Here is a 23,963-nt window from a genome sequence, read left to right as displayed (position 1 = left end):
ATCACAGCGATTTAGATTACAGCCTCATCCGCAACAAGGCGGAATTCAGTCACAAATACGGTTTCGGCAGGATTATATCACTCGTCCATTTATTGCATTAGCTCGTTCGAGATGCGGAGCAAAGCTAACTCATTAAAGCGATTGGACATGACTTGCACGCCAAAAGGCATGCCATTTGTGTGTCGGAAGAGAGGAAGGGAGATTGCCGGAATACCCACTAAATTAGCCATAACGGTATAGATATCAGCCAGGTACATGGCAATTGGGTCGTCCATTTTCTCCCCAATTTTAAACGCTGTAGAAGGCGTTGTGGGCAGGAAAATGAAGTCAAACTCCTTGAAGATCAACTGAGTTTGGTTAAATAACAATTTTCTAACTTTTTGAGCCCTGGTAAAGTAAGCGTCGTAGTAGCCAGCACTTAATACAAAGGTGCCAAGCATGATTCGTCGTTTGACCTCCTTGCCAAAGCCAGTTGACCTTGTTTCTTTATAAAGTTCATTAAGGTCCGATCCAGGCTTGTTAGCCCGGTAGCCAAATTTAACACCATCGTAGCGGGACAGATTGGATGAAGCCTCAGCAGTAGTTAAGACATAATACGCCGGGACAATGTGGTCCAGCAGGTCAAACTTAACGGCTTTAACCTCATGTCCCTGATTTTTCAATTGCTCCAACAGATCGTTGATGTGTTCCGAAATCTCAGTATCCAGGCTCGGGTGGTCAAGCGCCTCGGGAAAGTAGGCAATTCGATACTTTTTATCGCTGGTTAAATTTTTTGAATAGCTTTCAACGGGTCGATGAGAAACGGTACTATCGCAGTCATCAGCTCCGGCCATTATTTCCAGTGCAAGAGCGATGTCCGGTATGTTCTTTCCAAAAATTCCGATTTGGTCAAAAGATGAAGCATAAGCAATCAGGCCATAACGGGATATTCTTCCGTAGGTAGGTTTTAAACCAATAATTCCACAGAGATCCGCCGGTTGCCGCACTGACCCGCCGGTATCACTGCCCAATGAGAGCATACAGAGGTCTGCCTGTACAGCCACTGCTGATCCGCCTGAAGATCCGCCGGGAATTTTTGTTTCGTCGAGAAAGTTTAACACTTTGCCATACGCCGAGTTCTCGTTGGTAGAGCCCATGGCAAATTCATCGCAGTTGAGGCTGCCGATGATGATAGCTTCCTCTGCCAATAGTTTTTCAATCGCTGTGGCGGAGTAGATGGAGGTAAACCCTTTTAAAATTGTAGATGCGGCCGACAGTGGGTGATCTTTATAAGCGATCACATCTTTAATGCCGATAACAACGCCGTGTAATTTTTTTGTTGGCTTGCCGGCTTTTCTTTGTTCGTCCAGTGCCCTGGCTTTTTCGATCGCTTCCTGTTCAAATACATGAACGAAAGCATTTAAATGCCGGGTAGCATCTATTTGCTGTAAGTAATGTTCAACAGCCTGCAAACAGGAAACCTGTCCTTCCTTTAACGAGGAATGATATTGATCAATAGAAGAAAATTCAAACAAAAGTGGTTACTCTTTTTTCAATGAAGTAAGGGTAGATAAAGCAGGAAGATCAAATTCTTTAGGAAGAAGCTTTTAGATCATTAGTGCTTTCTTCTATTTCTTTCTTCACATTACTTTTGGCATCATTGAATTCACGAACACCTTTGCCCAGTCCTCTCATTAATTCAGGAATTTTACGGCCACCAAACAACAGCAAAACGATAATCAGGATGATGATGATTTCGTTTGTTCCTAACACTCCTAACAGATCTGCATGTATCATGATAATAACAAATTAGACTTCAAAGATAGGAAAATAGTATCTCCAAATACAAACGATAAATAATTACAACAGGATGTGGTGAAAACGAAAAATCCCCCATAGAAGAGGGGGATTTTTATAATATGTTAATGACTTATTTCGCTGTTTCAGTCGCCATGCGTTTCTCACGAATCCTGGCACTTTTACCACTGCGTTTACGCTGATAGAAAAGCTTAGCACGACGCACATCACCTGTTTTATTCAAAATAATGGAGTCAACATTGGGAGAAGAAAATGGAAACACCCTCTCAACGCCTACACCATCAGAAATTTTACGTACAGTGAAGCTGGCTGTGAAACCGCTTCCTTGTTTTTTGATCACATCGCCTTTAAAAGACTGAATACGTTCTTTGTTACCCTCGATGATCTTATAGTTTACGGTAATATTATCACCTGCCTTGAAAGCGGGAAATTCTTTCTTGCTGCTCAACTGCTCATGTACAAATGCTATGGCGTTCATGACTCTTATTTTTAAGGAGGGCAAAGGTAACGGTCAACAATAGATTAACCAAATTTGAACCGATCTTATTTTAAAGGCACAAGGTACAAGAAAAAAACAAGGCACAAGATCAGAATCGTTCTTTTCCTGTGCCTTGAAAGTTTGTGTCTTGTATCTTAGTCGTTTATCTGGCAATGTTCACGGCCCTTTTTTCCCGGATAACCGTCACTTTTATCTGGCCCGGGAAAGTCATTTCAGTTTGAATCTTTTGGGCTATTTCAAAAGAAAGCTTGTCAGAGTCCCCATCCGTAACTTTTTCAGATTCAACAATAACTCTCAATTCACGTCCCGCCTGGATAGCATAGGCCTTTTCAACACCGGGATAGGTCATGGCGAGGTTTTCAAGGTCTTTAATACGTTGCAGGTATTGCTGCATAATCTCTCTCCTGGCGCCGGGTCTTGCACCGCTGATGGCATCGCAGGCCTGAACAATGGGAGAGATCACATATTGCATTTCCATTTCATCATGGTGGGCCCCAATAGCATTTACAACAGCCGGGTTTTCGCCGTATTTTTCTGCGAGTTTGGCTCCTAGCAAGGCATGGCTCAATTCACTTTCCTCATCCGGCACTTTTCCGATATCATGTAAAAGACCAGCACGTTTGGCGAGTTTAGGATTCAGTCCGAGTTCGGCAGCCATGGTAGCACATAAATTGGCTGTTTCACGGCTGTGCATCAACAAGTTTTGGCCATAGGAAGAACGGAAGCGCATCCGGCCCACCATTCTAACCAGCTCTTTATGAAGACCGTGAATACCTAATTCAATCACCGTTCTTTCCCCGATTTCCATTACCTGCTCTTCAATCTGTTTGCGGGTTTTTTCAACCACTTCTTCAATCCGTGCAGGGTGAATCCGGCCGTCGGCCACCAATCTTTGTAGGCTCAGACGGGCTATTTCGCGGCGGAGTGGATCAAAGCTTGAAAGAATAATAGCTTCAGGAGTATCATCCACAATCAGGTCAACGCCAGTTGCTGCTTCAAGGGCACGAATATTTCGTCCCTCACGACCAATGATCTGTCCTTTGATTTCGTCACTTTCCAGGTTGAAAACAGTAATTGAGTTTTCAATTGCCTGTTCTGCGGCAGTTCGTTGTATGGTTTGAATAATAATTTTTCGGGCTTCTTTATTGGCTTTTTGTTTGGCTTCATCAATAATTTCCTGCTGCATGGCCAAAGCCTGCGTATGAGCCTCATTTTTTAGACTTTCTACCAATTGCGTTTTGGCTTCTTCTGCCGAAAGCCCGGCAATTTTCTCCAACCGGCGAATGTGTTCTTCCTGATGCTTTTCCAGTTCGCTTCTTTTGATATTGACCAGGTCGATCTGGCGGTTCAGGTTATCTTTAATGGCTTCGTTTTCCTTTACCTGTTTGTCAAGATTGATTTCTTTTTGACTGATCGACTGCTCTTTTTGACGGATGCGGTTCTCGCCTTCGTTGATTTTGCGGTTGCGATCATTTACTTCTTTATCGTGAGCCGCTTTTAACTGAATAAACTTTTCTTTTACTTCCAGTTCTTTTTCCTTTCTGATGGTTTCGGCTCTTAGTTCAGCTTCTTTTAATAAATTTTTTGATTGTAATTCGGCTTCTTCTATTTTTTTCTGGGTGTTTTTAGCAAAAATGAATTTACCTGCTATGATGCCAACGATAAGTGCGGCTATACCAATTATAAAAGATATGACATTGATGTCCATGAAAATTTTGTTTAATGTATTCCAAAATCAAGTGGTTTAGTGAACCTGTTGTTGAGCTGAGTTAATAGCTTTTTTACAGGCAATAGGCGAAGATACAAAAGGGAAACTAATGCATGAAATTACAAGCATTTAGCGGCTATCGTTTTAGGATTCTTGAAAGCGGAAAAAGAAGATGGTTAGCAGGGAATTAAAATATGCTGAAATTGGAGATTCAGTTTATTTATCACTATTTTCACTTCGAAAAATTGTAGTCTAAAAACATCCATTAAGTTTGATATGTTCTTTACAAAAATAAAATCTGTTTTGTTTGCCTTTTTGGCGGTACTTATATTGAGTTGTTCAAAAGGAGGTAGTGACCCCAACCCACCTACCCCTCCGGCAGAAGAGAACTTATCGATTGGAGTAGACCCTGACCCCGGCGCTGAAACAGCGAAAACATTAGGATCCAGCTATGACTTTAAAGTGCTGATAAAATCAAAAATGCCCGAAAAAGGGGTAGAGGGAACAGTTACATTTAGAAAGGAGTTTGACAATAGTCTTATATCTACTCAAAATATCAGCGGTACAGCTTCTCCGATCAATGTCACGATTTCGAATATTGTGCTGAATGAAGTGGGCATCGTAACTATTGAATTGAAGTCAAAAAGTAAACCGGCTAATACTGCCAGCAAAACATTTAAGCTGGCCAGGAAATAAAATCAACCCAACAAACTTGTTCATCCGACCTGGCTATCCAATAGTCGTTCAATAGCGCTAAGCTTATCAGTGAGGGCGTCTTGCTGAATGTTTGCTGAACCTGCTGTTTGTTGCTCGGTAGCCAGCCAGATCAATACCATAGCTATATAATCCTGCATATCTTTCCCGGCAAACTGCGTTTTATATTCAATGATCTTATCATTGATGATTTTGACCGTGCGGCGTACTACTTCCTCGTCCTGGGGATTCAGTTTTATCCGGTAATTGCGGTCGGCAATCACGATGGTGGCTGCAATTAATTGATCCATAGCTTGCTATTTTAAAAAACTGTGACTATATTAGATAACTTTTTTTAAGAATATAATAATCCGCCACTTCCATGAAGACAATAAACACCAAAACTTAACCCATGTTTGCCAAAATTAGGTCATCGAATTTTATTGATGTTCTGCAATTCGAATTAATCAGCAACAAAGACAGCTTTTTCAAGTGTATCCTCAAAGATGATAAAGGGAGTATATGTGGCATATTAGAGAGAAATATTTCACAGGATCAAAAGCAAATCAGCTGGTCAGGCTTAAATGATTTGCCTTATGGCCAATACACACTTGAATTGGTGCACGGAAAAGAAGAAATGAAGCTGAACCTGGTTAAAAGAGTTTGAACTAACGACTCAGCATAGTAATACACCTGTCAATCTCCTTGAGATATCCATTAATTCTTTTTTCGAATTGCTTTTTATCTTCCTCACCCATTTCCCCATTGCTGTATCGCAATATTTCTACCTGCTGTTTGAGCGTATTCGAATTTTCCCTTACTTCTGACGCTTCTTTCTTTACCAAATCCAACTCTTCTTTCAGCGACTGGTTTTCCTTTTGTAAAACGGAATGTTGCTTTACCAATTGCTGCACTTTATCCTGTATACGCCTGAGATGTTGTTCCGTTGTATTCACTATTATTTTTATTAAAAGTTAATAAAATAATTGCTATTACTTCCTGATCTCCGCCTGTAAATCTTTTTCTAAAGCCGTCATGATTTTATTCATCCATCCGTCGATCTCCTTGTCAGTCAATGTTTTTTCTTCATCCAAAAACGTGAAATTAATTGCCAATGATTTTTTCCCGGCACCTAATTTTTCACTTTCAAAAATATCAAACAATTTCAAACCTTGCAGTTTGTTCAGTTTTATCTTCTGGACCGTTTTCTCTACCTCTTCATAAGCCAATTGTGATGGAACGATCATAGCCAGGTCTCTTTGCACGGCCTGGAATTTTGGAATTTGGTTAAAAGAAGGCTTTGTGGCGGTTGCAATTTTTGACAAAACATTCCAGTTCAAATCGGCAAAAAATACCGGCTGTTTAATGTCAAAACGGTTCAATACTTTTTTGTGTACAATAGCTATCTGCAAGACCACTACTCCTTTGATCATTCCCTGCAGGCCGGTTTCAAATTTTGGGTGTTGCAACGCTTCGAATGAATCAACGGTGATGCCCAACAGTTGCAAAACTTTTGCGACAACACCTTTTAATACATAAAAGTCTGAGTTGGTTGATTTGCTTCTCCAGCTATCCTCACTGTTTTTCCCCGTGATATAAAAACAAAGATGCTCCGGCTCCTTGTACTGGGCAGAGCCGCTTGTTGAATACGTTTTGCCAAATTCAAAAAAGCGCAGGTCATTGTTTTTCCGGTTGAGATTATGGGCAATTGCTTCTAATCCTGTTTCCAGCATTGAAGGGCGAAGGATATTTAACTCTGCACTTAGGTTATTCAGCATTTTTACCGATGAAGCCAGTTCCTCCTCACTGAAATAGGCCGAATTAGTGATAGAGTTAGTCATGATCTCGTAAAAGCCCAGGCCTACCAGGTAATCAGCTGTTTTTTCCTTGTACACTTCTGTTGCATAATTTTCTTCAACAGCAGGCGTAATGGTGATCGAATCAGGGATGGTTACATTATCCAGGCCATCGATACGCAAAATCTCTTCTACCAAATCTGCAGGAAGGCTGATATCAGGCTTGTGATAGGGAACAGCGACTCTCAACTCATCGATTCCTTCTTTTACAATTTCAAACCCCAGGCTGGTTAAGATATCTTTAATAGTATCCGGATGATAGTTTTTACCGCTCAGTTTTTTCAGGTAATGATATTTTATTGCCACCTGTGTTTTTTCCTTTTGTTGAGGATACACATCAATTATATCGGATGATATTTCTCCGCCACAAATTTCTTTGATGAGGAGGGCTGCTCTTTTTAAAACCGTTACAGTTGCTGAAATATCTGTTCCTTTCTCAAAGCGACTTGCGGCATCCGTTCTTAATCCATGGCGGAAGGATGTTTTGCGGATGGATACTGCATCGAAGCAGGCACTTTCCAGGAAGATATTTTTGGTAGAATCTGTTACTCCACTGTGCAGGCCACCAAATACACCGGCAATACACATTCCTTCTTTGTCGTTACAGATCATCAAATCTTCAGCGCTTAGTTTTCTTTCCTTTTCATCCAGCGTTACAAATGTTGTTCCTTCAGCCAGGTTTTTAACGATCACTTTTTTACCGCTGATGGTATCTGCATCAAAAGCATGTAACGGTTGGCCGGTTTCATGCTGTATATAATTCGTAATGTCAACTATATTATTGATGGGTCGTAAACCAATAGCTTTTAATTTTTGCTGCAACCAGGTTGGCGAAGTTTCAATGGTTACATTAGAAATGGTCACACCAGAATATCGCGGACAGGACAAAACGTTTTCCACTTTTACCCCGATAGGAAGTGAATGGTTGTCCGATTTAAAGCTATTGCTGGTTGGCAATTTGGGTTTAATCGCTTTTTTATCATGGTGATTCAGGTAAGCACAAACATCCCTCGCAACGCCCCAATGACTCATGGCATCCATGCGGTTGGGAGTTAAACCTATTTCATAGATCCAGTCCTCATAAGGCTTAAAATAGTCGGCAGCAGTAGTGCCTACTTTTGCCCCGGCCGGCAAAACCAAAATGCCTGCATGTGAAGTGCCCAGTCCGATTTCATCTTCGGCGCAGATCATACCATAGCTTTCTACACTGCGGATCTTTGCCACCTTCATGGTTAAAGGTTCACCGTTGATTGGATAAATGGTGGTGCCAACCGGCGCTACGACTACTTTTTGTCCGGCAGCTACATTAGGTGCACCACAAACTATTTGTAAGGGTGCTGTACTGCCAATATTCACTGTAGTTAGTGTAAGTTTATCGGCATTGGGATGTTTTTCAGTAGTCAACACCTCACCAATCACCAGGCCTTTGAGCCCGCCTTTTGCCTCCTCATATTTTCCCATACTCTCTACTTCCAATCCTATCGAAGTAAGTATTCGGCTTAATCTTTCGGGTTCAATTGTCACAGGTAAATATTCACTGAGCCATTTATAAGAAATCGTCATTGTCTGCTACGTCTTTATTTGGCTGCGAAGATAAGGAAAGGCTAAAAGCATATATAAATCGTTTCCGTTAGCCTTTACACATTATTCGGATTCCCAAATCTCTCTAATCCTATTTGAAAATTCCTCAATCGTTCCGCCTTATAATTTTCCCAGTCAAAGCTCTTTAAAAACTCAGCTGCCGCCAAAGCGCCTTTGCGAAACAATTCAATTTTTTCTCTGTCTTCCATAAAGAAGTTGAGCCAGCTGTGATCCTGCACATCGATTTGCCTGACGCCAAAATTATAAGCCCTGTTTTTGGTGATAAAATCCCGGTCGAAGTTGAAGCGTAGCGTTGAGAAAAGTGATTGCACATATTTTAAAAAAGTATTGTTGCTGCGATTCACTGCATCGACTATTCCATCTTGCAGGCGGATACCCAATGTGGGCATGCGGGGTACGGGATAATTAGGATTGTAAAAAACATTGATCGGGAAATTGGAAAGAGTACCGCCGTCGATAAACTGGGCTTTATCCGGAATATTCTTTTTTTCATTTTGCCAGTTCAAGTGTTTATCCCAAATAGTAAATGAGCTTTTGGTTCGGATATTATCCTGGCAATAAGTTTCAAAAAAAGCCGGGATCGACATGCTGGCTCTGACAAAATCACCCGGGTGTACATCTTCCTGTTTAGTCCAATAGAGATCCCACATATTGGGAAACTCAATTTTTCGTTCGCAAACAATATCGCAAGTGATAATAGTCAGCATGGGCATATCAGGTGGATTGTTGTTGGTACGCCGGGAGTCGGGCTTCACTGAAAGGCCAGGTGGCACCCGCATAAAATGCTGATTGAATTTGGCGAGGTTATCAATACTTCCTTTTGAAGCGTCAGCTACCACATAATTGGAATCGATCACCTGCTTGATCCAGCGATGAAATACTTTACCTTCATTTAAACCATAGCCATTTTGGCTAAAGTGTTTGAACTTTTTTTGCAATGAATACAACCCCAGAATTGATAAGAGTAAGAAAGCTCCTGCTCCGAGCCCGAGCCATTTGGCAATACCCGGCACAAAAAAATTCAGGATAAAACAACCAAATGTTAAGACGAGAAGTATGATGACAAACCATTTGATGATTCGGGCAATTCGTCTAAAGAAATTCTTTTTTACCAAAAGTTTTTGTACCAGTGATTTCACCCGCTTCGTGAATTTCCAGTTGGATTCTTTTCCATCGACTAAGGAGAAGAAATCAAGACTCAGAATGTCCTTTATGATTTTCTCTACTTTTTCGTCTTCTTTGTTGCCGGTACAAGCCATCAACATGGCGTTAATAGAACCGGCGCTGGTTCCAGCCAGGCTAAAAAATCTGACCCCCATTTTTTCCAAAACATAAATATAGCCAACCAATGCTACTCCCAGTACTCCACCGCCTTCCTGTACAAGGTCGACATATTGATGTCCCACTTTATCCGTTACATCTGATATCGTCAGTGGCTTATCCTTGAAATAAGTTTTTAATTCTTCTATGACTTGGTTGGCTCCTGATTGTTGTAAAAAATCTTCAATAGTGATTGACTGTTTTTGAAAAGGCATTGAATAAAGTTTGTGTTAAGTTACAATATAGGAGATTTACTAATGCCTGTTCGTTGCTTACTTTTTTTTATGCACCGGTGTGCTTATCTTTTAACAGAACCGCCCGATATTTTTGGCTAATTTGATGGTTGGCTTTTGGGATTGCTTGAAAATTGTTTTGTGGATAACCGCCAGCAGCCAGGTGAAAAACTAGTGAAGAAAGAAAAAGTTTTTTAAAAGGGCTTTTGAATGGGATTAGAACTTTATTTTCGCCGTCTGACTGCGGGAAAACATTCCGATAACAAAGAGGTAACATTTTCTTAAAGCAAGACTGGAATACTAGCCCTAAAGTCATTAGTGAAAAAAACACTGATGGTTTAATTTTTTATCGCTATAACTGAACGATGGACCTGACGAACCTTAATAAAGACAGGAAACAGAAAAGGAGATCTTCGATAGACCTGGGAACAATGGTATATGGCAAGGTGCCGCCGCAGGCAAAAGACCTGGAAGAGGCCGTGTTGGGTGCCATTATGCTCGAGAAAAATGCTTTTGATGCGGTAATAGAAATTCTGAAACCTGAATGTTTTTATGTTGATGCACATCAGCGGATATTTAATGCCATGCAGGGCCTGGCCAATAAAAGCCAGCCGATTGACATATTAACAGTAGCCGAAGAGCTGCGCAGCCGTGAAGAGTTGGAGATGGTAGGCGGGCCTTATTATGTTACCAAACTTACTAATGCGGTGGTATCGTCAGCCAATATTGACGCCCATGCCCGCATTATCCTGCAAAAATTTATTCAACGTGAATTGATCCGGATCAGTGGTGAGATCATCGGCGATGCTTATGAAGATTCAACCGATGTATTCGACCTGCTGGATGATGCGGAAAATAAACTTTTCCAGATCACCAATAATCACCTGCGCAAAGACTATAACTCCATTGATACGGTTTTGGTGAATACAATCAAACGTATCGAAGACCTGCGTCAACGCAACGAAGATGTAACGGGTGTACCCAGTGGTTTTACCGGGTTGGACAGGGTTACCTATGGTTGGCAAAATACGGACCTTATCATACTTGCTGCCAGGCCCGCTGTGGGTAAAACCGCGTTTGCCTTAAACCTTGCCCGTAACGCTGCCATGCATCCAACCAAACCTACACCGGTTGCTTTGTTTTCGCTGGAGATGAGTGCGGGCCAGTTGGTGCAACGTATTCTTTCTGCGGAAAGTGAAATATGGCTGGAAAAAATTGCACGTGGTAAAATGGAAGAGCATGAGATGAAACAGTTGTATGCACGGGGTATTCAACGTTTGTCGCAAGCTCCCCTGTTTATAGATGATACACCGGCGCTGAATATTTTTGAATTGCGGGCTAAGTGCCGCCGTTTAAAGAATCAGCATAAAATCGGCATGATCATTATCGACTACCTGCAGCTGATGAGTGGAACAGGTGATGGCAGAAACTCCAACCGTGAGCAGGAGATCAGTAATATTTCCCGGAACCTGAAGGGCCTTGCAAAAGAGCTGAATGTTCCCATCATAGCTTTGTCACAGCTAAGCCGTGCGGTTGAACAGCGTGGTTCTAAGGAAGGCAGCCGGGTGCCGCAGTTGAGTGATCTTCGTGAATCGGGTGCTATCGAACAAGATGCGGATATGGTTATGTTCCTTTACCGGCCTGAATATTATGACCTGACGCAAAGTGCCGATGGAGAAAATATTAAGGGCCTCACGGAAGTAAAAATTGCCAAGCATAGAAACGGTTCTCTCGAAACAGTAAAATTGAAAGCACTGCTGCATATTCAAAAATTTACCAACTGGGACGAAGATCCATACAGTGGTGTCGGCCTGCCATCAGGCGGCTGGAGACCCGTACAAGATGGAGGCGGAGGAGAAAAATTATATATTCAAGCCGGTAGTAAGATGAATGATATACCGGATGATGAAGATCCGTTTTAATCGGGTCAAATAAATTGAAAATGTCCGGCCCATTGGGGCCGGACATTTTTTATTTTTACATATGGCTTTACCGTTTTTTTATATTGACCAGTATGATTCTTCTAAAACTGAAATCATTTTAGATGAAGACACTTCCCGCCATATAATACAAGTGTTACGGATGAAACGGGGGGAGCTTCTAAGCCTGACAGATGGAAATGGAAACCTGTTCACTACATCCATTGCCGATGATCATAAAAAACATTGCGTCGTTAATATCCAGGAAAAAAGTTATAGAGAACAAGCGCAGAGAAAAATTTCGATTGCTATTTCCCTTTTAAAGAATGCCAACCGCTTTGAGTGGTTTTTGGAAAAAGCAACGGAGATTGGCGTCAATGAGATCATCCCTCTTATCTGCCATCGGACAGAAAAGGAAAAATTTCGTCACGATCGGTTGAAAAGTATTTTAGTCAGTGCCATGTTACAGTCACAACAATGCTGGCTGCCTGTGCTGCATGAACCGATTGCCTATGAATTATTATTTCGCCAGGAAGAAGTGGCAAAGGCTTCGCAAAAATTTATTGCGCATTGCATAGAAAATGAGAAGAGAAACCTGGTCGATTTGGTTAATGAGACGCTTCCTTCGCAAATCATACTAATAGGCCCCGAGGGGGATTTTACTGAACAGGAAATAGACATGGCTATTGCCCATCATTTTGATGCAGTGGCATTGGGAGAAACAAGACTCAGGGCCGAAACAGCCGGTGTTGTTGCTGCTACAATTTTAAGAATGCGCTGAGATTAATGTTAATCAGTTAATTGGTTTATCAGTATCAACAATTAAATGATTTAACCAATAAATTAATAAACAGATTAACAGCAACACTACTTTGCCTGGTCGGAGTAGTTTATATCATCTCTCAATTGCGGCTCATTCAATTCTACCACACGTTTACCGGCCATACGCTTGCGCATCACCATATTCAATAGTTCTACCACAAAGGAGAAGGCCATGCCGAAGTAAATGTAATTTTTCAGGTGCAATTGTTCTGCTGATTCGGCATCCCATCCTTCTATTACCAGGCTTAACCCGATCATGACAAGAAACGAAAGGGCCAGCATTTTTAACGTAGGGTGCTTATGTATAAATGCAGAGATCTTAGGACTAAAAGTAAACATGATAAACATGGCGATTACTACGGCTGCAATCATGATCTCAACGTATTTGGCCGTACCGCCGGCTGTAATGATGCTGTCAAATGAAAACACCGCGTCGATCACCATGATCTGTGCAATCGCTTTTCCAAGCGATAACGGTTTAATATTAGCGGCGACTACATTCGGATCTTCTCCTTCCAGTTTATGATGTATTTCCATCACGGATTTATAGATCAGGAAAATACCTCCGGCTAACATTACCAGGCTGGCGAGGTCAAAGCCTTTGCCTGCAATACTGAATACCGCTTTGCCTTTTTGTGAGAGCAGCCAGCCAAGCGCCAACAGTAACAAACTGCGTGAAATAATACCGGTGATCATCCAGATGCGCCTTGCTGTTTTTTGGGTTTTTACCGTTGGCAGGCGGTTCATGATGATGCTGACGAAAATGACATTGTCGATGCCTAGTACGACTTCAAGAATAACAAGAATGAAAAAACTGATAATACTTTCACTGGTAAATAAATGTTCCATAGTTAATATGCTGATTGGCTATTGTGCAAATGTGCTGATAAAATAGTTGTGGATGAATTTAGATTAACTCTTTGCAAATATTTTTTACGATGGATGGACCTTCGTAAATAAAACCCGTCCACACCTGCAGCAATGAAGCTCCTGCATTTAATTTTTCTTTGGCATCTGTTCCTGTAAAAATTCCACCGGATGCGATTACCGGCACGGATCCGCCTGTTCGCTGGTGAATATAGTTTACTAATGCCGTTGATCTTGCTTTGACCGGCTGGCCGCTAAGCCCCCCGGGCCCGATTTTCTCAATTTCTTCTGCTGAGGTTTCAAGCCCAACCCGGCTGATGGTAGTGTTGCTGCACACCAGGCCATCCAGTTGTATTTCCATGGCCAGATCCACTACGTCATCCACCTGTTCGGGCGTAAGATCCGGTGCAATCTTCAACAGTATGGGTTTTGAAATCGCTTTGCCATTATTGATCATCTGCAGGTGTCTTAAAATTTTTCGCAGCGATTCCTTTTCTTGTAGTTCCCGCAAGCCGGGGGTGTTGGGGCTGCTGACATTGACTACGAAATAGTCAACATAATGATGCAGCTCTTTAAAACAAATCTCATAATCTTTCCAGGCGTCTTCATTAGGAGTGATCTTGTTTTTACCGATGTTTCCGCCAATTATCAGTTTGTTGCCGATTGCCGACTGCCGACTATCAACTGCTAACTGTTTCTCTCTCCATTTTTTCAATCGTTCAGTTACTGCTTTAACCCCATCATTGTTAAAGCCCATGCGGTTGATCAGCGCCTTATCTGCGGGGAGCCGAAACAATCTTGGTTTTTCGTTGCCGGCCTGCGCAAGTGGTGTCACCGTGCCTATCTCAACAAAACCAAAACCAAGAGCTTCTAACTCACGCAGGTACCGGGCATTTTTGTCAAAACCGGCACCCAGGCCTACCGGATTTTTAAATGTTAATCCCAAATGATCGCTTTGTAAGCTTTTATTTTTTGGAGAAAAAAGTAGTTCGACCGATTTCCGGATAAAACCTACGCTGCAAAGGAGTTTAAGCGTATTCATAGAGAAGTAATGAACCCATTCCGGATCGAAGAAAAAGAGTATGCGTCGCAGTGTGTTATACATAATGGCGGCGAAGATAAATGAACTTTAAAGATGGCTTGGTGGATAGGCCAAGTCTGATTAAATTTGATATTGAAAGTTGCATAAACAACCAAATTGTTTATGGTTTATAGTTTTGAGTTTATGGTTGAATAAACTCGGTAAAGCACTACAAACTACAAACCAAAAACTTTAAACTTTTTAAGCGTCTTAAACTTTTAAACTTTTCGCTATGCAGGAAGCTTATATAGTAGCTGGCTACAGAACAGCTGTTGGTAAAGCCAAACGTGGTGGTTTTCGTTTTTATCGTCCCGATGATCTGGCGGTGGAAGTGATCAGGGGGGTAATGGCATCAGTGCCTCAGTTGGATGCCAAACGGGTTGATGACGTCATTGTGGGTAATGCTGTTCCGGAGGCTGAGCAGGGACTGCAGTTTGGCCGGATTATTTCTGCCCGTGCTTTGGGGTTTGATGTACCTGGTGTGACGGTCAACCGTTATTGTGCTTCAGGTCTTGAAACAATAGCGATGGCAACTGCTAAAATTCGTACTGGCATGGCGGATTGCATCATTGCAGGTGGAACTGAGAGTATGAGCCTGGTACCTACGGCGGGATGGAAAACTGTGCCCGCTTATTCTATTGCCAAGGATGATCCCGATTATTACCTGAGCATGGGATTGACAGCCGAAGCGGTGGCGAAGGAATACCATGTAAGCCGCGAAGACCAGGATGAGTTTTCCTATAACTCTCACCAAAAAGCGATAGCGGCGATACAAAATGGTTACTTCAAAAGTGGAATTCTGCCGATTAACGTCGAAGAGATCTACCTGGATGCAAAGGGTAAAAAGCAAAAAAGAAACTACACTGTTGATACCGACGAAGGCCCAAGAGCGGATACATCGAGGGAAGCGTTAGCAAAACTAAAACCGGTGTTTGCAGCCAATGGTGTAGTAACCGCAGGCAATTCATCTCAAACTTCAGACGGTGCTGCATTTGTGATCGTGATGGGCGAAAAGATGATGAACGAGTTGGGGCTGAAACCGATTGGTCGCCTGGTGGCTTGTGCCTCAGCCGGGGTGCCACCAAGAGTGATGGGTATTGGACCGGTTGCCGCCATTCCAAAAGCTTTAAAACAGACAGGGATGAATTTGGGCGATATTGATCTTGTTGAACTAAACGAGGCCTTTGCTTCGCAGGCATTAGCCGTTATTCGTGAAGTGGGATTGGATCCTGCCAGGGTTAACATTAATGGTGGCGCCATTGCGTTGGGACACCCATTAGGTTGTACTGGTGCCAAACTCACTATCCAGGTGTTGAATGACATGAAGCGGTTGAATAAAAAATATGGAATGGTGACAGCCTGCGTTGGCGGCGGGCAGGGTATTGCGGGAGTGATTGAGAATTTATAAACACTATTTGGGTAGCAATACGTGAAATCATTCATGAACGTAGTTTAATATAGGTTCAAAAGCATATCCCTGAATTCTTTTTTATTTTTCCAGGGAATCAGGTGGTGCGCCCCGGCTATCGTATCAATCGTAATTTTTTCAGCGTTTGTCAGCATAGCTACACCGTATGCAATGTTTTGAATCGGTACCCATTTGTCTTTGTCGCCGTGTATAAAATGAACCTTACAGGTTACTTTTTTAAACTCTTGCTGTAGAGGCAAAAGATCAGTTTTCAAATAGATTAGTTCGGTATTACTGGGACCCAATGCACCGGGAAAAAGCCAGTAGAGTGGTTTTACATTCATGATTTTTCGCCAGGTTTCTTTTTTTTCCTGCTTAACGTCGATAGAACCTGATGCAATAATGATTGTTTCAAAAAGATTTGGATCGCTCGCTGCTAACTGTATAGCAATTGGAGCTCCCAAACTATGTCCGCAGACATACATGGGTTGCTTTGTTTTTAACGATTGTAGCAGGGGTAAAATCAGTTTACACTGGTCCTGCAGATGTAGTGGCTGGCCAAAATCACTAAAACCGAATCCGGGCCTGTCAATGCTTACCAGTCTAAACTTTTTTTGTAAGTCAGTATCCCACATATATTCTGCATAGTTCATTGAGCTGCCCGGGCTGCCATGTAAAAAAATAAGCGCAGGCAAACTATCGGACCCGCTTATCGCATAATGTAGATGCCTTTTATCAATAATGGTATCATGAATATCCAATGGTACCTGCCGGGCTGCAAAAAGCTTGTGAGCTTTGGAATCACTCCATCGAAACTTAAATACCACGCATTGCGCTAAAACGATCCATAAGCATAAAATTAAAAGGGTATAAAGCAAAATCTTTCTCATTTAAATAGTAATCAATTTAGATGCGAAGTAGTCGTAAGCCAGGTTGCATCGGTTTGCATTATTGCAGAGTCAACCAAATTTTCGCTAGCTTATTTTGTCTCCAATGTCATTTGTTTTACCAGGGAAATGATATTTTATCTTCATAAAATAATGTCAACCCGGACTTATTATCCCCAACGGGTATTTAAGCTACAATTTTATTTCAGTATCGTTTTAGCAGAAGTTCCGTTGCCCTAACTTTAATAATTTTAATCATGGAAATCACTTTTAATACGCCGGCTTTATTATTCCCTGCCATCAGTTTGTTATTGCTGGCATATACCAACCGTTACCTTGCTCTGGCCAATCTTATCCGCAAACTGCATGATGAGTATACCAGGGGTGAGAAAAATCATCTCCTTTTAAAACAGATTCGGATCCTTCGTCAGCGCATCAACCTGGTGCGATATATGCAGGGAGCAGGTGTGTTTAGTTTTTTATGCTGTGTAATTACCATGTACGGTGTGTACCAGCAATGGAATGTGCTGATCAAATATGTATTTGCGTTAAGCCTGATCAGCCTGTTGGCTTCTTTGATCATTTCATTGATTGAAATATCAAAAAGTACTCATGCGCTGGAACTGGAATTGAGTGATATGGAAGATTTAGAAAAGTCAAACTTCTTTACGGATTTGTGGAAGGGGAGGGAGGAAAGGAAAACCCCACCCGATCCCGACGAATAGTCGGGACCACCAACACACCGCCTCGCGGCCCCCTCCCGACCTCCCCGTTAGGGGAGGCCATCCAGAGCGCAGCCCTTGCTTTTCAGAAATGTCACCACAAGTTTGAGTCTTCGAAAATGCTGGTGAGAGATATCAAAGTTGATGTGGTAGTTCTGAAGATCATAAAAGAGATGAAGCGCCGCTCCCTCTCTTTGGGAGAGGGAGAAGGAGGGTGAGGTCTCACAGCCTGTTCACTATTCTTAGCATCCTATGCCAGTTGCCGCCATTGTAATACTCTGTCAATCCCATTTGTTTCAGGTATTGAATCGCCTGGTTGCTCCGATGACCCGACGTGCAACAAAAAACGATAGGTTTATTCATCGCCAGGATTCTTTTTGCATTGATGGGAATGCGGTCTACTGGTATATTGATTGAGTCGGGAATCTTGCCCTGGTCGTATTCTGCAGCAGACCGTACATCGATTATCAATGCACCCCTAAATAATGCATCTTTTATTTTACTATTGCCAAGGCCAAAAAAGGAAAGGATCGACATCGAAGTTTCTTAAGCCGTTAAAACTTTTGTTTTTCTTTCGCCGATCTGCTGGCGCCACATGGCGTAGTACAAACCTTTTTCTTCCAGCAGGCTTTCATGTGAACCTGTTTCTACTACATCGCCTTTTTCCAATACAAAAATTCTGTCGGCATGCATGATGGTGGAGAGACGGTGAGCAATCAGGATAGTAACCTGGTTGCCTTCCCGGGAAATATCACGGATGGTGTCTGTTATTTCTTCTTCAGTAAGTGAATCCAGTGCGGACGTCGCCTCGTCAAACAATAATAATTTTGGTTTGCGGATCAATGCCCTGGCGATAGACAATCTTTGCTTTTCTCCTCCGGATAACTTCAGGCCGCCTTCACCGATGGTAGTGTCCAATCCTTTTTCAGCTCTTGCCAATAAATTTTGACAGGCGGCTTTATTTAATGCATCGAATAAATCATCTTCAGTCGCAGCAGGATTTACAAACATCAGGTTTTCCCGGATGGTACCAGAAAACAGCTGTGTGTCCTGTGTAACAAAGCCAATTTGCCGGCGAAGGTCTTCGAAGTTGATCTTTGTTTCATCCAGCGAGTTGTAAAGAATCTTTCCTTTTTGCGGGCGATAAAGTCCCACCAGTAACTTCATCAACGTCGTTTTGCCCGAGCCTGATGGGCCTACAAAGGCGATTGTTTCGCCGGTGGATACTTCAAAGCTAATATCGTTGATAGCGCTTTGTTGCGCTGTTTGATGCTTGAAGCCAACATGTTCAAATTGCAGTTTACGAATGTCACCAAGGTGCATAGGATTGGCTGCCTGCGGCTCCGGTTTCTTTTGCATCAGGCTCTCAAAGTTTTCCAGTGATGCCTGTGCTTCACGATAGGAGAGAATGATATTACCAATTTCCTGCAATGGGCCAAAAACAAAAAAGGAAAAGATCTGCATGGTTACAATTTCGCCGGGTTGCAATTCACCGCGGAATACCAGCCACATCAGCATAAATAAAATTACCTGTCGAAGTGTATTGACAAATGTGCCCTGGACAAAACTAATACTGCGGATACGTTTTACCTTGGTCAGCTCAAGCCCGAGAATTTTGAAGGTGTTTTTATTCAGGCGACCAACTTCCTGTTGGGTAAGGCCCAGACTTTTTACCAGTTCGATATTACGGAGTGATTCGGTAGTTGCACCTGCCAAAGAGGTTGTTTGTGAAACGATTTTCTTTTGGATGATCTTTACCTTTTTACTTAACAGGTTCGAAATGTAAGTGAGCAAAAAGATGCCACCGAAATAAATGATGGGCAATCGCCAGTCTTTTGTAAAAGAATAAAACGCTACAAAAGCGATTCCCACAAATACCGGAAATAATACATTAATAAAAGTGGAAATAAATTTTTCCGTATCCGTTCTTACTTTTTGCAGGATGCCCAATGTTTCACCACTTCGCTGGTCTTCAAAATCATGGTAAGGAAGCTTCATGGCGTGTTGCAATCCATCCGTAAATACAGTGGCGCCAAATTTTTGCGTAACAAGATTTAAAAAATAATCCTGGAAAGCTTTGGCGATACGGCTGATCATTGCTACCGAAATCGAAGCCAGTAGCAGCCAAACTACGCCATATAAAGCTTGCTTTACAGGTTCCCCTGATGCCTTATTTACGGAGACTGTTTGTTTAGTATAAAGGAAATCGTGCCAGGAAAAGTTCTCAGTTGTTTGGTGATACGCTGCCAGGTCAACGAGTTTTCCAAAAATGATCGGGTCAAACAGTGAAAAGCCGATGTTGATACCAGCCAACACAAGGGTTAATATTACCAACCATTTATAAGGTTTGAGATAGCGAAATAATATCTTCATAAAAGGGAAACTATATGAGCAAAAGAGTAATAACAATCAAATAGCGTACAAGTTCGTAAAAAATGACAACTTAGCAGCAGGTCGGTTCTTAGCTTATTTTGCCGGTCAATAGATAGCCGCAAGCGGTCAAACCTCCTTTGAGCAGGGCGGCTTTGGAGACCTGGTTTTTTATATTGCAGCGGGCGGCGGGGACTCTGCCCATTTCATAAGCAGCTTTTTTTAATTCCTGCACGATAAAGCTGCCATATCCTTTGCGGCGGTGCCCTTCTTTTACTTCATAGTAAATATCGGCGTAAGGAAAATTATAATTTAACATCAGTCCGCCGGTGGCTACCACTTCATCCTGCTGTTTTAAAACATATTGAATATCGTTGGGGTTCGAAGAAGCGGGAATATTTTTTTGAAAAATCAAACCCGGCATTTGAAGATTGGTTTCAAAATGGTCCTTAAAAAGAATGGCTTCTGCAGTTATATCTTTTGCATGCTCGTATAACAAGCCGGCCTGTAGCAGATCATTGGTCTGACATTCCATATAGGTAGCCGAAGATACCGCATGAAGTCGTTTAAAAATATCAGCGGATAGTTTCCTGTATGGTTTGATAGTATAAAATTCAAATATTGTATCTCTGTCTTCCCGGTTATCTTTACCCCATATGGAGCCATACCCGATCTTTATATCATCACATAAAAACAGGTATGTGTCAGCCCATCCATAATAATGGCATTTGTCGTGTATAAACTGGAAATTGTTTTCCTGGAGGAACATCAGGCGGAAAGATTTGATTTCTTCCAAACCTGTTTTGACAACTCCTATCTCCATAAATGCAGGCGTTTTAGAAAATCTTTACAGTTACGTCAGCGATCTGGAATTTTTACTTTTCACTTTTGTCTTTTCACTCTGGCATCAACCAGCCCATCCCTCCCTGTCAAGACTACGATATTGTATGGCTTCGGCAAGATGCTCTGGTTTTATGTTTTCGCTGGATGAAAGATCGGCAATAGTTCTTGCTACTTTTAATATCCTGTCATAAGCTCTTGCTGAGAGATTTAATTTTTGCATAGCCAGTTTTAGTAAATTAGAACCTACCTGGTCGATCACACAGATTTCACGGAGCATTTTACTGCTGATTTGTGCATTACAATAAATACCCGGGCTGTCTTTATATCGTTCGGCTTGTCGTTCTCTTGCCTTGATAACACGGTCACGTATGGACGAAGAATTTTCCTGTGGTTTGATAGCTGATAGTTCGCTGAAAGCAACAGGTGTTACTTCGACGTGTAAGTCAATACGATCAAGCAATGGCCCCGATATCTTGTTCAGATATTTTTGTACGGCTCCCGGCGGACAAGTGCATTCTCTGTCGGGATGATTATAAAAACCACAGGGACAAGGGTTCATTGAAGCGATTAACATAAAGGACGCAGGAAAATCAATGGCTACTTTTGCTCTTGAAATAGTTACCCTTCTTTCTTCCATTGGTTGCCGCATTACTTCTAATACTGTTCTTTTAAACTCCGGTAACTCATCTAAAAATAGAACGCCGTTATGCGCCAAAGAAATTTCACCTGGTTGCGGAATACCTCCACCACCGACTAAAGCCACGTCTGAAATGGTATGATGCGGCGACCGGAAAGGTCGTTTGGAAACCAGTGTTGAATTTTCGGGCAGCTTACCTGCCACAGAATGAATTTTTGTTGTTTCGAGTGCTTCCTGTAAGGTGAGTGGAGGAAGAATGGTTGGCAGGCGTTTAGCCAGCATCGTTTTTCCTGCCCCGGGTGGCCCGATCAAGATTGCATTATGCCCGCCTGCCGCTGCTATTTCCAATGCCCGTTTAATATTCTCCTGACCTTTTACATCGGTAAAGTCAATTTCAAAATCAGATTGGGAGTGAAAAAACTCTTCTCTTGTATTGATGACAACCGGTTCTAATCCTTTTTCCTCATTTTCAAAAAAATCGATCACTTCTTTTATATGCGACACGCCGTACACATGCAGATTGTTAACCATGCCGGCTTCTCTTGCATTCATTTTCGGAACGATCAAACCTTTAAATCCTTCTTTTCTTGCCTGTATGGAAATGGGTAATGCTCCTTTGATGGCTCTTACTTCTCCGTCGAGGCTAAGCTCACCCATGATGACATAGTTGGCCAGGGCTTCCTTATTTTCCAATTGTTCAGATGCGCCAAGTATACCCAATGCAATAGGCAGATCAAAAGCAGTTCCGCTTTTTTTAATGTCAGCCGGGGCGAGATTCACTACTACTTTTGTTCTTGGAAACTGGTAGCCATTTGTTTTAAAGGTGCTTTCAATTCTTTGCAGGCTTTCCTTTACCGCATTGTCGGGCAAGCCAACGATCATAGGGTCCTTACCCTGTGATGATAGCCAGTTCACTTCAATAGTAATGGATGTCGCTTCCACACCATATACAGCACTGCCAAAAGTTTTTACAAGCATTGTCTGAACCGGGATTTACAGGATTTTTTAGATTATCCGGAAATGATAACCCAAGATAATTTGTTTTTGTCGTCGATAAAAGAAATCGGTATGAGTTGTCCCAACGAGAGGGCGAACAGCTATTTTCTTGTGATATTTCCTTCAAAAAGGAGAGCGGTCCCGGGATCAATCTTAACGGAAATAATTTGTTCTTTAGCCGGGATAAAAAAAGTTTCCTCTTGTTTTGATACCTGAATTGATTTTACTAAAGAAACCCCTGTTGTTGTTTTTAGCTGCAAGTCCAACGGAAATACAAAAGGAACTTTTTGTTGTTGCTTTATTGTGACACTGACTTTTTTCTCTTTTGCAAGATAGTTCCACTGGATGTCAAGCTTTGGAATGCCGGGAGTGTATAGCCACTGGTAAAAAAAAGTTTCTAAATTTTTACCCGATACTTTTTCAAACACCTGTTGCAGGTCTTTGGTGTCAGCATTTTTGCCGGCATATTCTGCATAATACCTGCGAATGCTTTTCCAAAAAACCGAATCTCCCAATTGCCGGTGCAACATATGCAATACCCAACTGCCTTTTTGGTAGCTATTGACATTGAGCAATTCCATATAGTTTTTGGTTTCGTTTATAACCGGTGCCGTATTCTTTTTAGCAAAATCAATGATCTGCAACCTGTCTTCCAGCAACATTTTTGTGGCCGTATCTGCGCCATACTTGCTTTGCAGGTAGAGAATTGTCATATAGGATGCAAAACCTTCACTGAGCCAGAGATGCGCAAAGCTTTTTTCAGTGGCCATATTGCCGAACCACTGGTGTGCAATTTCGTGTGTTAATAACGCTTCTGACTTCCTGGTGCCGGTGATGGAGTTTTCGTAGTAAAAAATGGTATTTGCATTTTCCAATCCGCCAAAGGTTGTTTTGGACTGGACATTGGCCAATTTTTTATAGCCGTAGGGGCCAACATTTTTTATAAAGAAAGGAAGTATTTCATTGGCTTGTGCATAATCATAGAAACCTTTATCCCTGTCTTCGGGGTAAACCCAACTGTAGACAGGAATACAATTATCGACAACGCCGGAAAGGTTGACTGCAAAGTCTGCAGCACCTATCACCATTACTTTGGTAGCAATCGGTACATCTTCTTTCCAATGGGTTCTTTTTTTTCCATCCGTCAAATTGGTTTCTTCGATTTGAATACCGTTGGCAACGACCTGGTAATGCTGGGGTGCTGTTACAATAAATTCCACAGAGGCTTTATCAGCAGGATCATCTACGCAGGGTATCCAGTTATGTCCACGGTTGGGCCAGTTATCGGCAAAGAAGCTGCGGTGGCCGTATTTATTTTTAGAAATGATGAGGCCGTCGGAAGGGATGCCTCTGTAGCTGATGCTAATTTTAACCGAATCATCCACAGGGAGTGGCCTTTGGAAGGTTAAAGTTAATTTATCGTTTGAGTGGTTAAATGACGACATCGGTGTCGTGCTTCTTATGACTTGCGCCATGATAAACTCCATGCCTTTCTTCCCTCCGGTGATGTTTTTAAGATCAAACACGGCGGAGTTAATATTTGATTTTACTGTAAAAAGAATCGTAGCTTTTCCTGAAATGCTGTCATTGGCATCATTCAATTCGATTTCATATTTGTAATGAAGTACGTCAATATTGTTCTGCGCCTTGATGGCAAAAAACAACAATATCAAACCTGAAGAAAAAAGCATTTTTAGCATAAG

At 42.0% G+C, this 23,963-nt stretch carries 22 protein-coding genes; 6 read left to right on the top strand and 16 right to left on the bottom strand.

Annotation, left to right across the window (positions count from 1 at the left end):
• Positions 1 to 89: 89 nt before the first annotated feature.
• From gatA to rny, 4 genes are all read right to left on the bottom strand, one after another.
• The gene (gene gatA, locus ACFEL9_RS19790; RefSeq protein WP_385893856.1) at positions 90 to 1,514 is read right to left on the bottom strand and encodes an Asp-tRNA(Asn)/Glu-tRNA(Gln) amidotransferase subunit GatA; all 1,425 of its coding nucleotides are present in this window, start codon (positions 1,512 to 1,514) and stop codon (positions 90 to 92) included.
• A gap of 58 nt (positions 1,515 to 1,572) precedes the next feature.
• On the bottom strand, positions 1,573 to 1,776 hold the full coding sequence (locus ACFEL9_RS19785) for a Sec-independent protein translocase subunit TatA/TatB (RefSeq protein ID WP_385893854.1): 204 nt from the start codon (positions 1,774 to 1,776) through the stop codon (positions 1,573 to 1,575).
• Positions 1,777 to 1,909: 133 nt separating this feature from the next.
• Positions 1,910 to 2,275, bottom strand: a complete 366-nt coding sequence (gene rplS, locus ACFEL9_RS19780; RefSeq protein ID WP_276501072.1) for a 50S ribosomal protein L19 — start codon at positions 2,273 to 2,275, stop codon at positions 1,910 to 1,912.
• Positions 2,276 to 2,438: 163 nt separating this feature from the next.
• Positions 2,439 to 4,004, bottom strand: a complete 1,566-nt coding sequence (rny, locus tag ACFEL9_RS19775; protein WP_385893852.1) for a ribonuclease Y — start codon at positions 4,002 to 4,004, stop codon at positions 2,439 to 2,441.
• 276 nt (positions 4,005 to 4,280) lie between these two features.
• On the opposite strand from rny, the gene ACFEL9_RS19770 reads away from it, so the two are divergent.
• A complete protein-coding gene (locus tag ACFEL9_RS19770) occupies positions 4,281 to 4,700 on the top strand; it encodes a hypothetical protein (RefSeq protein WP_385893850.1) in 420 nt (139 codons plus the stop codon).
• A 20-nt stretch (positions 4,701 to 4,720) separates the two neighbouring features.
• Here the strand turns inward: ACFEL9_RS19770 and ACFEL9_RS19765 are convergent, their stop codons facing one another.
• Positions 4,721 to 5,008, bottom strand: coding sequence for a cell division protein ZapA (locus ACFEL9_RS19765; RefSeq protein WP_385893848.1), 288 nt, complete (start codon positions 5,006 to 5,008; stop codon positions 4,721 to 4,723).
• A 101-nt stretch (positions 5,009 to 5,109) separates the two neighbouring features.
• Here ACFEL9_RS19765 and ACFEL9_RS19760 point away from each other — a divergent pair, with 101 nt between their 5' ends.
• Positions 5,110 to 5,364: a hypothetical protein gene (locus ACFEL9_RS19760; protein ID WP_385893847.1), complete on the top strand. Its 255-nt coding sequence runs from the start codon at positions 5,110 to 5,112 to the stop codon at positions 5,362 to 5,364.
• A gap of 1 nt (position 5,365) precedes the next feature.
• On the opposite strand, the gene ACFEL9_RS19755 is transcribed toward ACFEL9_RS19760, so the two are convergent.
• From ACFEL9_RS19755 to ACFEL9_RS19745, 3 genes are all read right to left on the bottom strand, one after another.
• Complete coding sequence (locus tag ACFEL9_RS19755) at positions 5,366 to 5,653, bottom strand: coiled-coil domain-containing protein (RefSeq protein ID WP_385893845.1); 288 nt, start codon at positions 5,651 to 5,653, stop codon at positions 5,366 to 5,368.
• Positions 5,654 to 5,689: 36 nt separating this feature from the next.
• Positions 5,690 to 8,116 (bottom strand): phenylalanine--tRNA ligase subunit beta, encoded by a 2,427-nt coding sequence (gene pheT / locus ACFEL9_RS19750; protein ID WP_385893843.1) that lies wholly within the window; start codon positions 8,114 to 8,116, stop codon positions 5,690 to 5,692.
• Between the two features lie 74 nt (positions 8,117 to 8,190).
• Entirely contained in the window at positions 8,191 to 9,690 is a 1,500-nt protein-coding gene (locus ACFEL9_RS19745; RefSeq protein WP_385893841.1) for a patatin-like phospholipase family protein, read from the bottom strand.
• A 383-nt stretch (positions 9,691 to 10,073) separates the two neighbouring features.
• On the opposite strand from ACFEL9_RS19745, the gene dnaB reads away from it, so the two are divergent.
• Complete coding sequence (gene dnaB, locus ACFEL9_RS19740) at positions 10,074 to 11,630, top strand: replicative DNA helicase (RefSeq protein WP_385893840.1); 1,557 nt, start codon at positions 10,074 to 10,076, stop codon at positions 11,628 to 11,630.
• A gap of 61 nt (positions 11,631 to 11,691) precedes the next feature.
• Positions 11,692 to 12,408, top strand: coding sequence for an RsmE family RNA methyltransferase (locus ACFEL9_RS19735; RefSeq protein WP_385893838.1), 717 nt, complete (start codon positions 11,692 to 11,694; stop codon positions 12,406 to 12,408).
• An 86-nt stretch (positions 12,409 to 12,494) separates the two neighbouring features.
• On the opposite strand, the gene ACFEL9_RS19730 is transcribed toward ACFEL9_RS19735, so the two are convergent.
• Both ACFEL9_RS19730 and ACFEL9_RS19725 read right to left on the bottom strand, forming a co-directional pair.
• The gene (locus tag ACFEL9_RS19730; RefSeq protein WP_385893836.1) at positions 12,495 to 13,298 is read right to left on the bottom strand and encodes a TerC family protein; all 804 of its coding nucleotides are present in this window, start codon (positions 13,296 to 13,298) and stop codon (positions 12,495 to 12,497) included.
• A gap of 58 nt (positions 13,299 to 13,356) precedes the next feature.
• Positions 13,357 to 14,421, bottom strand: coding sequence for a quinone-dependent dihydroorotate dehydrogenase (locus tag ACFEL9_RS19725; RefSeq protein WP_385893834.1), 1,065 nt, complete (start codon positions 14,419 to 14,421; stop codon positions 13,357 to 13,359).
• Positions 14,422 to 14,629: 208 nt separating this feature from the next.
• Between ACFEL9_RS19725 and ACFEL9_RS19720 the strand changes: the two genes are divergently transcribed.
• Positions 14,630 to 15,805: an acetyl-CoA C-acyltransferase gene (locus ACFEL9_RS19720; protein WP_385893832.1), complete on the top strand. Its 1,176-nt coding sequence runs from the start codon at positions 14,630 to 14,632 to the stop codon at positions 15,803 to 15,805.
• Positions 15,806 to 15,849: 44 nt separating this feature from the next.
• On the opposite strand, the gene ACFEL9_RS19715 is transcribed toward ACFEL9_RS19720, so the two are convergent.
• The gene (locus ACFEL9_RS19715) at positions 15,850 to 16,695 is read right to left on the bottom strand and encodes an alpha/beta fold hydrolase (protein ID WP_385893831.1); all 846 of its coding nucleotides are present in this window, start codon (positions 16,693 to 16,695) and stop codon (positions 15,850 to 15,852) included.
• Between the two features lie 254 nt (positions 16,696 to 16,949).
• On the opposite strand from ACFEL9_RS19715, the gene ACFEL9_RS19710 reads away from it, so the two are divergent.
• Complete coding sequence (locus ACFEL9_RS19710) at positions 16,950 to 17,417, top strand: DUF2721 domain-containing protein (protein ID WP_385893829.1); 468 nt, start codon at positions 16,950 to 16,952, stop codon at positions 17,415 to 17,417.
• A 219-nt stretch (positions 17,418 to 17,636) separates the two neighbouring features.
• Here the strand turns inward: ACFEL9_RS19710 and ACFEL9_RS19705 are convergent, their stop codons facing one another.
• From ACFEL9_RS19705 to ACFEL9_RS19685, 5 genes are all read right to left on the bottom strand, one after another.
• The gene (locus tag ACFEL9_RS19705) at positions 17,637 to 17,951 is read right to left on the bottom strand and encodes a rhodanese-like domain-containing protein (protein ID WP_385893827.1); all 315 of its coding nucleotides are present in this window, start codon (positions 17,949 to 17,951) and stop codon (positions 17,637 to 17,639) included.
• Positions 17,952 to 17,960: 9 nt separating this feature from the next.
• The gene (locus ACFEL9_RS19700; protein ID WP_385893825.1) at positions 17,961 to 19,787 is read right to left on the bottom strand and encodes an ABC transporter ATP-binding protein; all 1,827 of its coding nucleotides are present in this window, start codon (positions 19,785 to 19,787) and stop codon (positions 17,961 to 17,963) included.
• An 88-nt stretch (positions 19,788 to 19,875) separates the two neighbouring features.
• Positions 19,876 to 20,607, bottom strand: a complete 732-nt coding sequence (locus ACFEL9_RS19695) for a GNAT family N-acetyltransferase (RefSeq protein WP_385893823.1) — start codon at positions 20,605 to 20,607, stop codon at positions 19,876 to 19,878.
• 84 nt (positions 20,608 to 20,691) lie between these two features.
• Positions 20,692 to 22,242: a YifB family Mg chelatase-like AAA ATPase gene (locus ACFEL9_RS19690; protein WP_385893821.1), complete on the bottom strand. Its 1,551-nt coding sequence runs from the start codon at positions 22,240 to 22,242 to the stop codon at positions 20,692 to 20,694.
• Positions 22,243 to 22,361: 119 nt separating this feature from the next.
• Positions 22,362 to 23,960 (bottom strand): M1 family metallopeptidase, encoded by a 1,599-nt coding sequence (locus tag ACFEL9_RS19685; RefSeq protein ID WP_385893819.1) that lies wholly within the window; start codon positions 23,958 to 23,960, stop codon positions 22,362 to 22,364.
• Positions 23,961 to 23,963: the final 3 nt, after the last annotated feature.

Source organism: Terrimonas alba (assembly GCF_042434975.1).
Classification (GTDB): Bacteria; Bacteroidota; Bacteroidia; order Chitinophagales; family Chitinophagaceae; genus Terrimonas_B; species Terrimonas_B alba.
The sequence above is the reverse complement of the archived record's forward strand: the minus strand, read 5'-3'. Positions and strand labels throughout refer to the sequence as shown.

What these genes read in the sequence shown, in the direction of transcription:
- ACFEL9_RS19770 (WP_385893850.1), top strand. Translation starts at nt 4,281, where the DNA reads ATGTTCTTTACAAAAATAAAATCTGTTTTGTTTGCCTTTTTGGCGGTA.
- ACFEL9_RS19685 (WP_385893819.1), bottom strand. Translation starts at nt 23,960, where the DNA reads ATGCTAAAAATGCTTTTTTCTTCAGGTTTGATATTGTTGTTTTTTGCC.
- ACFEL9_RS19705 (WP_385893827.1), bottom strand. Translation starts at nt 17,951, where the DNA reads ATGTCGATCCTTTCCTTTTTTGGCCTTGGCAATAGTAAAATAAAAGAT.
- rplS (WP_276501072.1), bottom strand. Translation starts at nt 2,275, where the DNA reads ATGAACGCCATAGCATTTGTACATGAGCAGTTGAGCAGCAAGAAAGAA.
- ACFEL9_RS19765 (WP_385893848.1), bottom strand. Translation starts at nt 5,008, where the DNA reads ATGGATCAATTAATTGCAGCCACCATCGTGATTGCCGACCGCAATTAC.
- ACFEL9_RS19760 (WP_385893847.1), top strand. Translation starts at nt 5,110, where the DNA reads ATGTTTGCCAAAATTAGGTCATCGAATTTTATTGATGTTCTGCAATTC.
- ACFEL9_RS19730 (WP_385893836.1), bottom strand. Translation starts at nt 13,298, where the DNA reads ATGGAACATTTATTTACCAGTGAAAGTATTATCAGTTTTTTCATTCTT.
- ACFEL9_RS19725 (WP_385893834.1), bottom strand. Translation starts at nt 14,421, where the DNA reads ATGTATAACACACTGCGACGCATACTCTTTTTCTTCGATCCGGAATGG.
- pheT (WP_385893843.1), bottom strand. Translation starts at nt 8,116, where the DNA reads ATGACGATTTCTTATAAATGGCTCAGTGAATATTTACCTGTGACAATT.
- ACFEL9_RS19785 (WP_385893854.1), bottom strand. Translation starts at nt 1,776, where the DNA reads ATGATACATGCAGATCTGTTAGGAGTGTTAGGAACAAACGAAATCATC.
- ACFEL9_RS19720 (WP_385893832.1), top strand. Translation starts at nt 14,630, where the DNA reads ATGCAGGAAGCTTATATAGTAGCTGGCTACAGAACAGCTGTTGGTAAA.
- ACFEL9_RS19735 (WP_385893838.1), top strand. Translation starts at nt 11,692, where the DNA reads ATGGCTTTACCGTTTTTTTATATTGACCAGTATGATTCTTCTAAAACT.
- ACFEL9_RS19710 (WP_385893829.1), top strand. Translation starts at nt 16,950, where the DNA reads ATGGAAATCACTTTTAATACGCCGGCTTTATTATTCCCTGCCATCAGT.
- ACFEL9_RS19690 (WP_385893821.1), bottom strand. Translation starts at nt 22,242, where the DNA reads ATGCTTGTAAAAACTTTTGGCAGTGCTGTATATGGTGTGGAAGCGACA.
- rny (WP_385893852.1), bottom strand. Translation starts at nt 4,004, where the DNA reads ATGGACATCAATGTCATATCTTTTATAATTGGTATAGCCGCACTTATC.
- ACFEL9_RS19745 (WP_385893841.1), bottom strand. Translation starts at nt 9,690, where the DNA reads ATGCCTTTTCAAAAACAGTCAATCACTATTGAAGATTTTTTACAACAA.
- dnaB (WP_385893840.1), top strand. Translation starts at nt 10,074, where the DNA reads ATGGACCTGACGAACCTTAATAAAGACAGGAAACAGAAAAGGAGATCT.
- ACFEL9_RS19715 (WP_385893831.1), bottom strand. Translation starts at nt 16,695, where the DNA reads ATGAGAAAGATTTTGCTTTATACCCTTTTAATTTTATGCTTATGGATC.
- ACFEL9_RS19695 (WP_385893823.1), bottom strand. Translation starts at nt 20,607, where the DNA reads ATGGAGATAGGAGTTGTCAAAACAGGTTTGGAAGAAATCAAATCTTTC.
- ACFEL9_RS19700 (WP_385893825.1), bottom strand. Translation starts at nt 19,787, where the DNA reads ATGAAGATATTATTTCGCTATCTCAAACCTTATAAATGGTTGGTAATA.